The sequence below is a fragment of the Corynebacterium sp. CTNIH16 genome, assembly GCF_032821655.1.
GTDB lineage: Bacteria > Actinomycetota > Actinomycetes > Mycobacteriales > Mycobacteriaceae > Corynebacterium > Corynebacterium marquesiae.
In genome coordinates this window covers 84802-99428 of the sequence record NZ_JAVBIG010000001.1, presented here as the reverse complement: position 1 = coordinate 99428, position 14627 = coordinate 84802, and the positions used below count along the sequence as shown (strand labels likewise).

Genomic DNA, 14627 nt, shown 5'->3' with positions numbered 1-14627 from the left:
CCTCCTTGAATCTAGAGACATCGCGTCATGGCGTGGGGGTAAAAGTTGCCACTTTATGCGGAAGTGAAGATCCGGCGATGTTGTTTTACTTAGTCCATTGTTTCAAAAATCGGGAATAAACGGACTAAAGCAAAAATTTGCACGGTTGCATTGTGGATCTGGCGCCCTGAAATGCCTGGTTAGGAGGAAAAGTGGGAAAGTGGGATTTTCGTCTCTTTTGGTGTCCGGGTCCGAATTGGAGCAAAAATGGGGGTGGCAGGAAACCGGCCGCGTCAACGAAGGGTGAACATAGATAGACCCCGCGAGGCCACGCTCGGCCCTTGCGGGGTTATAGAATCTGCGTCGGGTGAGTGGTTAAAGCTTACGGAATACCGATACAACCTTGCCCATGATTTCCGCATTATCGCCGTTGATGGGAGCGTAGGCCTCATTGTGGGGAAGCAGCCATACGCCGGAGGAATCGCGGTGGAACTCCTTGACGGTAGCTTCAGATCCTTCGAGCAGGGCGGCCACGAACTCGCCTTCCTCTGCAACTGACTGGGAACGAATGATTACCCAGTCGCCGTCAAGGATGCCGGCATCCTGCATCGAGTCGCCGACTACTTGCAACATATAAAGGTCGCCGCCACCGACCACCTCGTCAGGCATTGGGAAGTATGTGTCGACGTTTTCCTCTGCGGTAATAGGTGCTCCCGCAGCGATACGGCCGACCACAGGAATATAGGAAACGGCACCTGCATCCTCGGGAACTTGCTGCTCAGGCTTAACCGGCTTGCGGCCGGGCTTTTTGGCGCCATCATCCGTATTAAGGTGACGAACATCTACGGCACGCGGCTTATTAGGGTCTCGGCGCAAAAACCCTTTCTCTTCCAATTGTTTTAACTGATAGGCGACCGATGATGTGGACTGTAGACCCGCTGCGTCACCAATTTCGCGAATGCTTGGTGGGTAACCACGCAACATAACGGCGTCACTAATGACGTTGAGAATGCGTCGCTGGCGGTCAGATAGGGAGGCGTAATCGGTCTTCTCGGTGGTCTTCTTTGGCTTGCGGCCCATTGCTGGCTCCTCGGAGGGGATCGGGTGGGTTTATAGGTGGTCTGTTAGCTGGCGGCGTTGAAAAGTTGCCACACGTCATTTGTAGCACGAAAAGTACAGATGTTCGAGATTTGCGCGTTGGGCTGGACAAGTATTCGAAGCGATGCTATAAATCGAACGTACCAACTAAATCGAACATTATGGCGACTGGGAATCATGACGTGTCGCATGAGGTGCCTACGGTGGGTTCAGTCGTCGAAAGGAAAGTTATGTCTCTGCTGATCAATTCCCGCAATAACCTGGTAACTCGCAACGCTATCGAACCCGTAGTGGTGCCTTCTGTATCCGTATGGGATGTGGAGCGTGGCTACGGTTCTGCGGTCCGCGGTTCCGCAAACTCTAGGTATGTTCGAACTCTACGTGTGGAGGATCGCACGACCTATCGTTCGAACCGTACGTCGACCGGAGGCTCTGGGGACAGATCGAATAGGGTCCGAAACAGTGTGGGTGAGTCGAACACAGGTAACTACGCATTGGGCGCCGTGTTTGGTGTAGCGGTCTTTGTGGGCACTTTGTTAGGCGGACTAGCTAGCACTGAAGGAAACAGTGCACCGCAACCGCCGGCCTCTAATGTGCAACAAGTAGAGGCTGCAGTAACACGCTAGGGGGGAACGGGGGCGAAGCCCGGTGGTCGAGCGGAATTGAAGGTGAGTAAACTACTGGCGTAACAACGTCAGTGAAAGGACCACTGTGTATTGCCCCTTTTGTCACAATGAGCAATCCCGCGTCATCGATTCGCGTGTGGTCGATGCTGGAGCGTCGATTCGTCGTCGGCGCGAGTGTGCTTCGTGCAAGGGGCGCTTTACCACGGTTGAGAAGGCCGTGTTGCTTGTGGTGAAGAGAAACGGTCTGGCCGAGCCCTTCAGCAGAGATAAATTGATTCGCGGCGTGCGCCGTGCCTGCCAGGGGCGAGATGTAAGCGACGATGCCCTGAAGAAGCTGGCGCAAGAAGTAGAGGAGACCGTGCGCAGTCATGGCTCCTCGCAGGTCAACGCGAACGAGATTGGCCTGGCCATCCTGGAACCACTGCGGGACCTTGATGAAGTGGCCTATTTGCGCTTTGCCTCTGTATATAAATCCTTTGAAAGCGCAGATGACTTTGAATCCGAGATTCGGCTGATGCGAAGGCGCGATCGCGAGGACTTTTAACGCAGTTTGTCCACCGCCTTTTGGATACGGCGGAGTGAAACGGCGTGGGCTGTGCCAAGGCGCTGAGCGAAAAGAGAAACTCGAAGTTCTTCGATCATCCAGTGCACGTCCTTGGCCTCGCGGGTCTTTTCACGGCCGGCCGGGAGGCTGCGAAGGCGGTTGGATAGGTAGGCCTTGGCGTTATCTACCTCGGCTTGGCGGTCCGCATCGCGGTCCGGGTCAAGGTTCATGTCCTCTAGACGAATTCGCATGGCTTGGATATATCGCGGTAGATGACGCAGATGGGACATTCCGTGGACAGTGATGGCGTTTCGGGGTAGGAGGAAGTCCAGTTGTGCGCGCATGTCATCGATCGCTGGACCGTCCCAATGAGCGAGTTCCGCTCGCAGGTTGGAGTACTCGGCGAGTCCTGGGGCAATAGCTACTACTGCCTGGCGTACGCGGCCTGGGACTTGGGGCTTGACGGTATCTTTAAGCTTCTGGAACGCTGCGGGGGTGCGGACGGGTCCGCCGGCTTCCATCATCAGGTCGCGGATCGCGGCGACGCGGGCGTCGTTGACAAGGCCGTCGGCGCCGCCGTGCGGATAGGAATCGACGGCGACGCGCTGTTGCAATGGCAGGCCCTTGACCATTTGGGAGGCGTTGACGGATATCTCACGCATGAGGAGCGTAAGTGTGGTCGTGACCATGGCAGCATCTGCGGCGGCCTTGGTGGGATGGACCTTGAGTTCGACGCCGTTTTTGGTAGCGACCAGGGCAGGGTAGGCGGTGACCTCGTGGCCGTCGACGGTGGTCTTGACCGTGTCATCGATGGTGCCGAGGGTGTCGTCGGTCCATTCGCTGACGGCGGTGGACTCGGAGGTGCGCGAGACGCGAGATACGGAGGACTTGATGTGTCCGGCCTGACGTCGGACGAGCGCCGCGAGGTCGCGGTCGGAGTCGACGATTTTGCCGTGCTTATCGATGGCCCCGTAGTTCATCCGCAGGTGGGCGGGTAGCTTGCTGGCCTGGAAGTCGGTGGCGTTGATTCCTTGACCGCCGAGTTCGCGGAGGACGTCGGCAAGCTGCTGGGTGATGGGTCCTTCATAAGGGATGAGGCGGTCGATGGCGCGCTCGGCAAACTCGGGCGCGGGTACGACGGTGCGGCGCAGGGCCTTGGGCAGGCTCCGGATAAGCTCGGTGACGAGCTCGAGGCGCAGACCCGGAACGAGCCAATCGAAGCCTTCGGTATCCAAGCCGGCGAGCATAGGAATGGGAACCATTACGGTGACGCCGTCGAGAGGATCGCCGGGCTCGAACTTGTAGGTCAGTTCGTAATCGATAGAACCCTTGCGCCAGTGGTCGGGGAAGGATTCCTCGGTGACCTCGTGGGAGTCATCGATGAGCTTAGCGGGATCGAAATCCAGCAGATCCGGGGTGCGGCGGCGCTCCTTTTTCCACCACGAGTCAAAGTGGCGGCCGGTGGTTACCTTTGCCGGAATGCGCTGGTCATAGAAATCGAAGAGTGTGTCTTCGTCCACGATGAGGCCGCGGCGGCGGGCCTTTTCTTCGTATGCGGCGGCGTCGTCAAGCGCTTGGGCGTTGGCCTTGAAGAAGGCGTGGTGGGTGTTCCAGTCGCCGGCGATAAGGGCATTGCGAATGAACATATCGCGGGCAGCGGCGGGATCGACCCGGTGGTAGGGCACGGTGCGGTCGGCCACGATGGGCACGCCGTAGAGCGTGGATTTTTGGTGCGCGATGGCGGCGGCGCGCTTGCGAGACCAGGTGGGCTCGGAGTAGTTGTGCTTGAGCAGGTCTGCACCGAGCTTTTCCGCCCAGGCAGGATCGATGGCGGCGACATCGCGCGCCCAGAGGCGGGAAGTTTCTACCAGCTCGGCAGCCATGAGGAATTCGGGAGGCTTTTTAGCCAGGGCGGAGCCGGGGAATACCAGGAAGCGGGTGTTGCGCGCGCCTTGGAATTCTTTGGAGTTGCCATCGCGGGCGCCGATATTGGATAGCAGGCCCGAAAGGAGGGACATGTGTATGTCATCGGAGCGGCGCTCGATGCCTTCCTGGTAGGTCCAACCCAGCTGCTTGGCGACGTCCTTGAGCTGGCGCACCAAGTCAAACCACTCCCGGATGCGCATGTAGTGGAGGAACTCCTGTTTCATGCGCTTGCGGAATTTATTGCCGGATTGCTCGTTGCGGGTTTGCTTGATGTAATCCCATAGTTTGAGCATGGACAAGAAATCCGAGGTCTTGTCCTTGAAGCGGGCGTGGGCTTGGTCGGCCTGGGCTTGGAAGTCGAGGGGGCGTTCGCGCACATCCTGGATGGTCATGGCGGCAACGATGACCATGACATCATTGAGACATCCGTTGGTATTGGCCTCAATAAGCATGCGTGCCATGCGCGGGTCGAGGGGGATGCGGGCGAGATCGCGGCCGATGGTGGTGAGCGAGGGCTTGTCCTGCTTGTCGTGGAGGGCGCCGAGCTCGTGGAGGAGTGTGAGACCATCGCGGATGGCCTTGTGCTCGGGAGGTTGGATGAAGGGGAATTGTTCGATATCACCGAGCTTGAGCGAAACCATTTGGAGGATGACACTCGCGAGATTGGTGCGCAGGATTTCTGGGTCGGTGAACTCGGGCCGGCTTTCAAAATCCTGTTCGCTATAGAGGCGGATGGCGATGCCGTCGGCAACGCGGCCGCAACGGCCGGAGCGCTGGTTGGCGGAGGCCTGCGAGATGGGCTCGATGGGCAACCGCTGGACCTTGGTGCGCGTGGAATACCGCGAGATGCGGGCGGTGCCGGTATCGACGACATAGCGGATGCCGGGCACGGTAAGCGAGGTTTCGGCGATATTGGTGGCCAAGACGATGCGGCGGCCACGGTGCTCGCTAAACACGCGGTGCTGCTCTTGGTTAGATAGGCGGCCAAAGAGGGGAGTGACCTCGACGTTTTTCCACTTTTTGCCTTCGATGGCCTCCATGGCATCGCGGATATCTCGCTCGCCAGGGAAGAAACACAGGATATCGCCGTCGCCTTCGCGCATGAGCTCTTCGATGGCCTCGGTCAAGCCATCGAGCGGGTCTTGGTCCACGACTTTTCCGCCGGCCTCGAATTCGAGTGGCCGGTAGCGGATTTCTACGGGGTAGGTGCGTCCGGAGACCTCGATAATAGGGGCGGGGTTGCCGTCGGCGTCGGCAAAGTGGGCGGCGAAGCTTTCTGGGTCGATGGTTGCGGAGGTGATGATCACCTTGAGGTCGGGACGCTTGGGCAATAGGCGCTTCAAGTAGCCCAAGAGGAAGTCGATATTGAGCGAGCGTTCGTGGGCCTCATCGATGATGATGGTGTCGTACTTATTGAGGAAGCGGTCGCGTTGCATCTCGGCGAGCAGAATGCCGTCGGTCATAAGCTTGACGGCGGTGGTCTCAGAGACGCGGTCATCGAAGCGGATGGCGTAGCCAACGGACTCGCCGATTTTCTGGTCCAATTCCGCGGCGATGCGTTCGGCCACGGTGCGCGCTGCAATACGGCGCGGCTGGGTATGGCCGATGAACCCGCGCCGGCCGCGACCTAGCTCGAGGCAGATTTTCGGGATCTGGGTGGTCTTACCAGAACCGGTCTCACCAGCGATGATGACGACCTGGTTGTCCCGAATTGCCTCGGCGATATCGTCCTTGCGGGCGGTGACGGGGAGGGCGTCGGGGTAGGAGATGGTGGGAACGGCGGCGTCGGTAAGTGCGACGCGCTCGGCCGCGTCATGGATTTCAGCGCCGATTTCTTGCAGCGCTTTAGGGGCGCGGGCCTTCTTGAGGCGGCGGCGGAAGGACCGGGCTGCAGAGAGGGTGACATTGTCGAGTGCAGCGAAAAGTTCATCGCGGGAAGGGGTTTCATTCATAGTCATGACTAGGCACAGAGTTTACCTGCCCATCAGAAATGAGGAAAAAGTTGTTAAAGTGAAAATACTTATCCATGCACTGATTCGCATTCCATAAGGAGGAACCCCGGTTATGACGAACCCGTATTCGGGTGGGAATGATGATTTTCCGCGCTACGAACCGACCGATCACCCCGAGGACCGTCCAAACTACGGACAGCTTCCGTCCTATGGCGGAAGCCATGAAGGAAATACCCAAGGCTACGTGGGCTATCAAGCAGGCCAGCGGCCGTTTACCGGAAAGGCCTCCGCAATAGATGCGGTTTCTTGGGCTTTTAGGATTGTCTTTGGCAATTGGAAGCTGTGGATTCTAGGAGCACTAGCGCTTTTTGTTCTAAGTATCGTTTTTGTCGCCGTTGCAGGCGGCATCAATGCCGCGAGCTACTCCGGTACGGGTGAGTCAACTGCGGGTTCTTCGGTTTCTCAGCTCATCTCGACTGTCCTAAGCTTTGTATTGTCGCTGGTAATTATGCGTCTGGCGCTTTTCCAGATTGATGATTCTCGCACCGGGTGGGGCTATCTGTTTAAGAACGTACGCTGGTGGCAGCCGCTGGTCATCATGCTCGTCATCGGAGCGGTGGCGAGCCTCATTGCATTCGCTGCAGTAGGTGGAACTGTCTATGGGTTGCTTAACGACGCCGAGAATATGACGGAGGACGAAGCAGTTGCGGCAGTATTAAGCGTCATGGGCATCATGGGCGTGCTTTTGCTCATTAGCTTCTTTATCCAACCATTCTTCTCACTAATGCAATGGTTCGCGGCCGACGGCGATGGCGTTGGTGACGCCGTGAAGAAGGGCTTTCAGGCAGGTAAGAACAATTACGGTCAGCTGCTACTGCTTTCCATTTTGAACTTCTTCATCATTGTGGCCGGCTTCTTGCTTTTGGGCATTGGCCTCATCGTGGCTTATCCGGTTACCCTCTTGGCACAGGCGCATATGTTCCGCCAGTGTGCTGGGCGCAATACGCTCCCGCAGCTATAGCGCGATAAAGATTAAGGCCACCGTTTCCTACGCGGGAACGGTGGCCTTTGGCGTGCTTGGCGACGCCCCCGTGGGGCTTGCCGTGAGCGATTACTGCCGGGAGCGCTCAATCGCCTTATTATAGGCGGCGGTGATGAGCGTGCCGAATTCGCGGAACTCCTCGGCGCGAGCTGCGGAGGAACGGAACACGAGACCCACCTCGCGTTCGGCGGTGACATCGGAGGCAAAGTGGGCGATGGCGACGTCCTTGCCATGGCATTCGGTGGCGAGGGCGGATTCGGGGACGAGAGTGCAGCCCAGGCCGCCCATGACCAGCTGCATGATGGTGGTCAGGGAGGAAGCACGGGTGACGGAATTGGTGGCCTCGGCCGGGTTGATATTGGCATGGCGGCAAAGGTCGACTACTTGGTCGCGCAAGCAGTGGCCGTCGTCAAGCAGCAGCAAATCCAGGTCCTTGAGTTCCGCAAGCTCGACATCCTCACGGCCAGCGATGGGGTGATCGGGCGGGCAGACAATGGAGAATTGCTCCGTGTAAAGCGGGCTATCGACCATGCCGGTGGCCTCGGATGGAAGGGCCATGATGGCAAGGTCCAAGTTACCGTTGCGCAGGCGGGTAATGAGGTGTTGGGTTTGCTCCTCAACGAAGCGCGGCTCGAGATCCGGGTAAGCCTCCGCAAGCATGGAGAGCAGATCGGGGAGGATGTAGGGAGCAATGGTGGGGATAACGCCGATGGTCAGTGGACCGGCAAGGGTGCCGTTGGCGCCGCGAGCATGGGCGAGGAAGGTATCGGCTGCTTCAAGCGTTGCCTTGGCGTAGGGGAGGAGGGTCTCACCAGCCGAGGTGACGATGACCTTGCGGGTGGAGCGCTCGATAAGCTGCAAGCCCAAGCCCTGCTCGAGGGCAACGAGGCCCTGGGAGAGGGAGGGTTGGGAAATCTCGAGTTTGGCGGCCGCGGTACCAAAGTGCTTGTTTTCTGCAACGGTGACGAAGGTACGCAGCTGAGCAAGTGTAGGGCGATACTCTTTATTATGCATGCCTATTACTCTAACACTTACCTATAGGATTTCCTATTGACGCGAGCGGAAAAGATGGTATAACTGATCGTGTTGGGCCGGATGCGGTCCGGCCCCGCTGCTTGTACGCCAAGCGGCAGGAAACTTAGAGGAAAAGCCTTTGCTAAAGGAGTTGAAGACTATGCCTATTTTGACTGTCGGCGAAAAGTTCCCAGAGTTCAACCTCACCGCCCTGACCGGTGGCGACCTGCACGACGTCAATGCTAACCAGCCGGAGGACTACTTCGAGCAGGTATCCCTGGACAAGTACGAGGGCAAGTGGAAGGTCGTCTTCTTCTACCCGAAGGATTTCACCTTCGTCTGCCCGACCGAGATTGCTGCCTTTGGCAAGCTGGACGAGGAGTTCCAGGACCGCGATACCCAGATCCTTGGCGGCTCCATCGATAACGAGTTCGCTCACTTCAACTGGCGCGCAACCCACCCGGACCTGAAGGAAGTTCCTTTCCCGATGTTCTCTGACGTGCGCCACGACCTCATCCGCGCACTGGGCGTAGAAAACGCTGATGGCGTTGCTGACCGCGCCACCTTCATTATCGACCCGGATGGCGTTATCCAGTTTGTCTCCGTTACCCCGGATGCCGTTGGCCGTAACGTAGACGAGGTTCTGCGTGTGCTCGACGCCCTGCAGTCCGAAGAGGTCTGCGCTTGCAACTGGGAGAAGAACGACCCAACCAAGAACATCAACAAGATGGACGTCGTTCAGTCCGCACTCTAAATCTCACTGAGATGCAGGTTTACCCCGCTTTCGTGGCGGGGTTTCCTTTTAAATCCAGTGCAGAAAATTCCTATCAAAACCTCAAAGGAGAAAAGCTATGTCTATTGATAATCTGAAGTCTTCCCTGCCGGAGTACGCCAAGGATCAGAAGCTCAACCTGGGCGCCCTGACCCGTTCCAAGGACCTGGACGAGGAGCAGCTCTGGGGCTGCCTGCTGGCGTCGGCTGCCGCAACCCGCAATGACACCGTGCTTTCTGAGATTGCGGAGGAAGCAAAGGACCACCTCTCCGAGGAGGCTATCGAGGCAGCCTACGGCGCAGCCACCGTTATGGCTATGAACAACGTTGCCTACCGCGCCAAGGGTTGGTTGGGCGATGACTACGCACAGGTTAAGTTCGGCCTGCGCATGAACATCATCTCCAAGCCAGGCGTGGACAAGGCCAACTTCGAGCTGTGGAATACCGCAGTTTCCGCCATCAATGGCTGCGAGCACTGCCTGGGTGCTCACGCTCACGAGCTCAACGAGGCTGGTCTGAGCAAGGAGCAGGTCTGGGAGGCCGTCAAGGTTGCGGCCGTTGTCCAGGCTGTGGCACAGGCTGTCCAGATTGAGGCCGCACGCTAAAATAGCCGGCTTTTAGCCGCCCTCGCGCTTGCCGACGTCCCTCTTATCTGGGGGGTGGCAGCCAGGGCGGCTTTGTCGTTGTCGCAGGCTAGTACTCCACGCGCAGGTCTGCTAGGCGGACTTCGCCGGCCTCATCGGAGGCATCGAGATCTACCGTAGCGACGAACTGGTAGGCGTGATCGCCGTCTGGGTCCTTGATGATCTGACGCACGGACCACGAACGCGAGTCAGTATCGCCTAGGCGGAAAAACTCCGGACCGCGGGCCTCGGGGCCGGAATCGATGTCATCATACTCATCGAAGTAATCATCTAGGATAGCGCCGAAGTCCGGCACCTCGTCCAAGTAATCGAGCAGCTCCGCCAAGCGGTCTTCCTTTTCCAAAGCAAAGAGCTGCACCAAGCGGAACATGTAATTGCGCACCATGATGGTAAAGGCGCGGCGATTGGCTGTGAGCGCGGTGGGGTCCTCCACGCCAAAGGCCAGCTCGCGGTCCACCGTGTCTTGGTCGATGGGGGAATCTTCGCCGGCCATTTGCGCCCATTCGTCGACAAGCGAGGAATCCACCTGGCGGATAAGCTCACCTAGCCAGACAACGATATCTTCGAGCTCTGGAGTGTTGTACTCGTCCGGAATGGATTGCTTAAGAGTGCGCCAGGCGTCGGTCAGGTAGCGCAAAATCACGCCCTCGGAGCGGGCCAAGCCGTAGGTTGCGACCAGATCCGAGAAGGTCATCGCATTCTCGAGCATGTCGCGCACCACGGACTTGGGTCGCAGCTCAAACTCCTTGACCCACGCATTGGTCTCAGCGAAAGTATCGTAGGCCTGCTCCAGTAGCTCCTCGAGCGGCTTCGGCCAAGTGATATCCTCCACGATATTCATGCGGTCGGTGTAGTCCACCCCGTCCGCCTTCAGCGCGGCGATCTCTTCGCCGCGGCGCTGCTTCTGCTGGGCAATGAGCACCTGGCGCGGGTCATCTAGGATGGCCTCAAAAACTGAAATAACGTCGAGGTTATAGGTCTCCGCTTCCGGGTCCAGCAGCGAGAGCGCCGCCAAGGCGAATGGACCCAGCGGCTGATTGAGCGCAAAGTCACGCGGCAGCTCTCGCACCAAATGGTAGGGGCGGCCGTAGATATCCAATCCCTTGGTGGACTTTTGCACCACGCCGGAATCCACTAGCCCGCGGAAGAGATCGAGTGCGGTGAGGATGTCTTTATTCTGCTTGCTGCGGTTATCGTGGTTGTCTCGCAGCAGGTGGCGCATGTGGTCATAGCCATTGCCGTGGCGCGCCAAGACGTTGAGCAGCATGGAATTAGAAACGCGGAACTGAGAGGTCAGCTGTTCCGGCTCAGCCTCAGTAAGGCGCGCGAAAGTCTTCTCGGACCAGGACACCTCGCCTTCTCGGGCGGACTTCTTCTTGAGCTTCTTCAAGCGTTTGGGGTCGTCGCCGATGCGGCGGCGTTCCTTGGCATTTTCGATCTCGTGCTCGGGGGCCTCGACCACCACAGTGCCCTCGGTGTCATAGCCGGCGCGGCCGGCGCGGCCGGCAATCTGGTGGAATTCGCGCGATTTGAGGATGCGTTGGCGCTGGCCGTCGAACTTGGCAAGTCCAGTCATCAGCACTGTGCGGATGGGAACGTTAATGCCCACACCCAGGGTATCGGTACCGCAAATGATCTTAAGCAGACCCTTTTGCGCCAGGCGCTCTACCAATCGGCGGTATTTGGGCAGCATGCCCGCGTGGTGGATGCCGATGCCCTTGCGCAGCAGCTTGGATAGATCCTTGCCAAAGGCGGTGGTGAAGCGGAACCCACCGATTTCCTGGGCAATCGCTTCCTTTTCTTCCTTAGTGATAATCCCCGAAAGTGAGGTCAACGCCTGCGCGCGCTCGGCCGCTTCACGCTGCGAGAAGTGCACCACGTAGATGGGTGCCTTCTTATCGGCCAAGAGCTCCTCGATGGTCTCGTGCACCGCGCTAAAGACATAGGAAAAGTCCAGTGGCACGGGCCGCGTGGTGCCGGCGACGAGGTTGGTGGCGCGGCCGGTGCGGCGGGTGAGATCCTCTTCTAGCCACTGAGTATCGCCCAGAGTGGCGGACATGAGCAGGAACTGCGCCTTGGACAACTCCAGCAGCGGCACCTGCCATGCCCATCCGCGGTCCGGTTCGGAGTAGTAGTGGAACTCGTCCATCACTACCTGGTCGATATTGGCCTCGGCGCCATCGCGCAGCGCAATATTGGCCACAATCTCGGCGGTGGCGGCGATGATGGGGGCATTGCCATTAACGGTGGCGTCGCCAGTCATCATGCCCACATTCTCGGCGCCGAAAATATCGCACAGGGCAAAGAACTTCTCGCTCACAAGGGCCTTGATCGGCGCGGTATAGAAACTGCGCTGGCCACGAGCTAGGGCAATGAAGTGCGCAGCATTAGCCACCATGGACTTTCCCGAGCCCGTAGGGGTAGCGAGGATAACATTATCGCCGGCCAAAATACCGAGCGAGGCTTCTTCCTGAGCTGGGTACAAATTGATACCCCGGGCGGTGGTCCACGAGGTAAAGGTATCCCAAATTGCCTCGTCTACGAGGGACTCGGGTACTTCCGTTAAATCTGGCAGCAGCTGAGATAAGTTCACCCCCACCACCATAGCGGCGATGGGGGCGGGTTAGTTAGATATCGTCACCTAAGTCGCCCTCGCCTGAAGCAGAATCAGGGCCATCCTTCCCATCATCGGACTGCGGGCCTTCCTCCTCGGCGGAATCTTCGCGGTCATCGATCTCGGTATTGATAATCTGCTGGCTTTCTTCTTCATCCAAGGAAGCCAAGAATGCCTGGAATTCCTCGCTGATTTCCTCACCGGTAGGCATGGGCTCCTCGCCAGGCATGATCGCCTGCGGATGCTCCTTGCGGTAGCGCTCCATATAAGCGTCATACTGCTGCTCGAGTTGTTGGACTACGTCTTCAATCTCATCCGAGCCACCAACTTGTTCCTCCAGTTGGTTTTCCACGCGAGAAATGTCGGCCTCAATGCTGCCCAAAGGAATATTGAGGCGCGCCGCCCGGGCCACCGCATCCAGCAACTGGAACGTGGCCTGCGGATAAGGCGAAGCGGCCAAGTAATGCGGCACGTGGACGGTATATCCAGCTACCGTGCGGTGCTTATCCGCCAGAGCCTTTTCCAGATACAGCGCGGCGGAGCCTGGCACCATCATGGTGGAATCCATCGAGAGCATGTGCTCGGTCAAGCGGGAGGAGGTGCCATGGGCCGTAACCACCGTAGGGCGGGTGTGCGGCACCGGCATCGGCGCGGCATAAAGCATGATGGTGTCTTCAATATTGAACTTTTCCACCAGCTTCACCACGGCGGTGGTAAACGCCTCCCAGCGCATGTCTGGCTCAGGCCCAGACAGCAGTAGGAAGGTCTTGCCGGAATTATCGCGCAGGACCTTAATACCAAGATCCATAGGCTCGATTTCCAGCGCCCGATCCTTATCAATCGTGATGGCTGGGCGGCGCGAGCGGTAATCAATCAGCTCATCAGAGTTAAACGATGCCAGCTGACGGCCTTCCAAAGCGGCCTTCAGGTGGTCAGCACTTGCCTCAATGGCCTGGCCAGCGTCAGCATAGCCGTGCATGGCAACAATCATGGTGGGGCCTTGTCCGTCACCGGAATCATCCCTAATCACCGGAGCCGGATATTCCAGCTCATACATGCGGCGATCTTCTTCGTGCATGTTGTGTTACCTCCTTGCTTTCTCACCTACGCCAACGCCGCGTGCGTGCGTACTATTCCCGCGCGCACTGCGAGGTTAAATAAACAATTGTGCCCCAAACCGCTGCGCATTGCCAGCGCAATCCGGGGCGGGGTGTGGAAAGCCGCTTGCCGACGCCCCCTTTACCCCACCTATCCACAGATCCCCCTTACCTAGCCCTTGGTGGCCTATGCATAGTTGCGCGCGTGGTTGAAGCTGGGGCTATGGACATCACAACACCAACTCAGCCCATCCGTACGCCCGGCGATATCCTCGCCAATATTCCAGGAATTCTCGGATTTTTTCCCACTGAATCAGTCGTCCTCATCTCCATCCAGCCCAGCCCACGCGGATACAGCATCGGACCAGTAGCCCGCCTCGATCTGCACGATGTGCCTGGTGCCCTTCACGAAGTGATGGATGCGTTTCACTGCGGAAATCCCGAAATCATTTTCTGTTTCGTGCTCTCCCAGCGCGAGGAAGGCGAGCTCTGGGACATTCTGCAGTCTCTTTACCATTTCCAAGACCGGACAGGTATGGGTATCGATGCCTGCTGGCTGTCCGAAGAACTCTCCACCAATACCGCCTATGACCTCATCTTTGGCCACGCAACAGAAAGCGGCGAGGGCCCGCTGCAGAACTGGATGGAAGGAACCATACCCGCCATCTCGACGAGCCACACGATGCGCGCCTGCGTGAATAATGGCATGCTTCCGGAACTTAGCCGTCATGACTTGGTCCAGCGCTTTAAGGACCCGAACCCCTACTTTGGGGAAGAAGAGATTAGGGCCATGGAGCGATGCGCCGAAGAGATTGCCTGCCAATTGCGCGCCGGGCACGGGTACGGCACTACAGATCCTGTGCAGGTGGTCAAACACCTTATTGCCGATGCCCGCTATGTGCTCAGCGAGGTCGAATCGCTGGAGGAAACCCTAGAAAATGAAGAATTGTTGTGTGTGGCAGCCATGTGGATGTCTACCACCTGGACCCGCGACCTAGTCATTACGGAGCTCGTCTCCGCGCCGCAGGAAGCAGGTGACCTGTTATTGGCGGTAGCACGTACATTCCAGGGGCCTATTCGCTACAACGCCCTAGCTTTGTATGCTGCTAGCCAGGTGTCCCACGAATTCGGAATTTATGCCGGTCCGGCGCTTTCCGTCGTAGTAGAAGAGGCGCCCCATCACAATTTGGGGCGCCTCATAGCGCAGGGATATCGCAGCGGCATGGGAAAGCGGTTGGTCTCCAGCCTATGCCATGGTTGCGAGCTAGCCCGCGTGGCAGCGGGGCTTCGCGTCGACAGCCCCGCCTAACACGCTCGGCG

The 14627-nt window shown here is 58.3% G+C and carries 10 protein-coding genes; 5 read left to right on the top strand and 5 right to left on the bottom strand.

What is annotated here, in order from left to right; translation table 11 throughout:
* Nucleotides 1–354 precede the first annotated feature (354 nt).
* Nucleotides 355–1059 (bottom strand): transcriptional repressor LexA, encoded by a 705-nt coding sequence (gene lexA, locus RAE04_RS00485; protein ID WP_049377409.1) that lies wholly within the window; start codon nucleotides 1057–1059, stop codon nucleotides 355–357.
* A gap of 729 nt (nucleotides 1060–1788) precedes the next feature.
* Here lexA and nrdR point away from each other — a divergent pair.
* The gene (gene nrdR / locus RAE04_RS00480) at nucleotides 1789–2247 is read left to right on the top strand and encodes a transcriptional regulator NrdR (RefSeq protein ID WP_005328590.1); all 459 of its coding nucleotides are present in this window, start codon (nucleotides 1789–1791) and stop codon (nucleotides 2245–2247) included.
* Here the strand turns inward: nrdR and hrpA are convergent.
* A complete protein-coding gene (gene hrpA, locus RAE04_RS00475) occupies nucleotides 2244–6131 on the bottom strand; it encodes an ATP-dependent RNA helicase HrpA (protein ID WP_317026060.1) in 3888 nt (1295 codons plus the stop codon). The two genes, nrdR and hrpA, sit on opposite strands and share 4 nt — an antisense overlap.
* A 106-nt stretch (nucleotides 6132–6237) precedes the next feature.
* Between hrpA and RAE04_RS00470 the strand changes: the two genes are divergently transcribed.
* Nucleotides 6238–7146, top strand: coding sequence for a hypothetical protein (locus tag RAE04_RS00470; RefSeq protein ID WP_317026059.1), 909 nt, complete (start codon nucleotides 6238–6240; stop codon nucleotides 7144–7146).
* A gap of 90 nt (nucleotides 7147–7236) precedes the next feature.
* Here the strand turns inward: RAE04_RS00470 and RAE04_RS00465 are convergent, their stop codons facing one another.
* Entirely contained in the window at nucleotides 7237–8181 is a 945-nt protein-coding gene (locus tag RAE04_RS00465) for a hydrogen peroxide-inducible genes activator (protein WP_239273033.1), read from the bottom strand.
* A 160-nt stretch (nucleotides 8182–8341) separates the two neighbouring features.
* Here RAE04_RS00465 and RAE04_RS00460 point away from each other — a divergent pair, with 160 nt between their 5' ends.
* Both RAE04_RS00460 and RAE04_RS00455 read left to right on the top strand, forming a co-directional pair.
* The gene (locus RAE04_RS00460; RefSeq protein WP_317026058.1) at nucleotides 8342–8935 is read left to right on the top strand and encodes a peroxiredoxin; all 594 of its coding nucleotides are present in this window, start codon (nucleotides 8342–8344) and stop codon (nucleotides 8933–8935) included.
* 97 nt (nucleotides 8936–9032) lie between these two features.
* Nucleotides 9033–9557 (top strand): carboxymuconolactone decarboxylase family protein, encoded by a 525-nt coding sequence (locus RAE04_RS00455; protein WP_317026057.1) that lies wholly within the window; start codon nucleotides 9033–9035, stop codon nucleotides 9555–9557.
* Nucleotides 9558–9645: 88 nt separating this feature from the next.
* Here the strand turns inward: RAE04_RS00455 and RAE04_RS00450 are convergent, their stop codons facing one another.
* Both RAE04_RS00450 and RAE04_RS00445 read right to left on the bottom strand, forming a co-directional pair.
* Nucleotides 9646–12189, bottom strand: a complete 2544-nt coding sequence (locus RAE04_RS00450) for a DEAD/DEAH box helicase (protein ID WP_317026056.1) — start codon at nucleotides 12187–12189, stop codon at nucleotides 9646–9648.
* 34 nt (nucleotides 12190–12223) lie between these two features.
* Nucleotides 12224–13288 carry a PAC2 family protein gene (locus tag RAE04_RS00445; RefSeq protein WP_317026055.1) on the bottom strand — a complete coding sequence of 355 codons (1065 nt, stop codon included), beginning with the start codon at nucleotides 13286–13288 and terminating at the stop codon, nucleotides 12224–12226.
* A 242-nt stretch (nucleotides 13289–13530) separates the two neighbouring features.
* On the opposite strand from RAE04_RS00445, the gene RAE04_RS00440 reads away from it, so the two are divergent.
* Nucleotides 13531–14616, top strand: a complete 1086-nt coding sequence (locus tag RAE04_RS00440) for a DUF4192 domain-containing protein (protein WP_317026054.1) — start codon at nucleotides 13531–13533, stop codon at nucleotides 14614–14616.
* Nucleotides 14617–14627: the final 11 nt, after the last annotated feature.

Bases quoted from the DNA above. Each gene is read 5' to 3' on its own strand.
- lexA (WP_049377409.1), bottom strand. From the start codon at position 1,059: ATGGGCCGCAAGCCAAAGAAGACCACCGAGAAGACCGATTACGCCTCC.
- hrpA (WP_317026060.1), bottom strand. From the start codon at position 6,131: ATGACTATGAATGAAACCCCTTCCCGCGATGAACTTTTCGCTGCACTC.
- RAE04_RS00470 (WP_317026059.1), top strand. From the start codon at position 6,238: ATGACGAACCCGTATTCGGGTGGGAATGATGATTTTCCGCGCTACGAA.
- RAE04_RS00465 (WP_239273033.1), bottom strand. From the start codon at position 8,181: ATGCATAATAAAGAGTATCGCCCTACACTTGCTCAGCTGCGTACCTTC.
- RAE04_RS00460 (WP_317026058.1), top strand. From the start codon at position 8,342: ATGCCTATTTTGACTGTCGGCGAAAAGTTCCCAGAGTTCAACCTCACC.
- RAE04_RS00455 (WP_317026057.1), top strand. From the start codon at position 9,033: ATGTCTATTGATAATCTGAAGTCTTCCCTGCCGGAGTACGCCAAGGAT.
- RAE04_RS00445 (WP_317026055.1), bottom strand. From the start codon at position 13,288: ATGCACGAAGAAGATCGCCGCATGTATGAGCTGGAATATCCGGCTCCG.
- RAE04_RS00440 (WP_317026054.1), top strand. From the start codon at position 13,531: ATGGACATCACAACACCAACTCAGCCCATCCGTACGCCCGGCGATATC.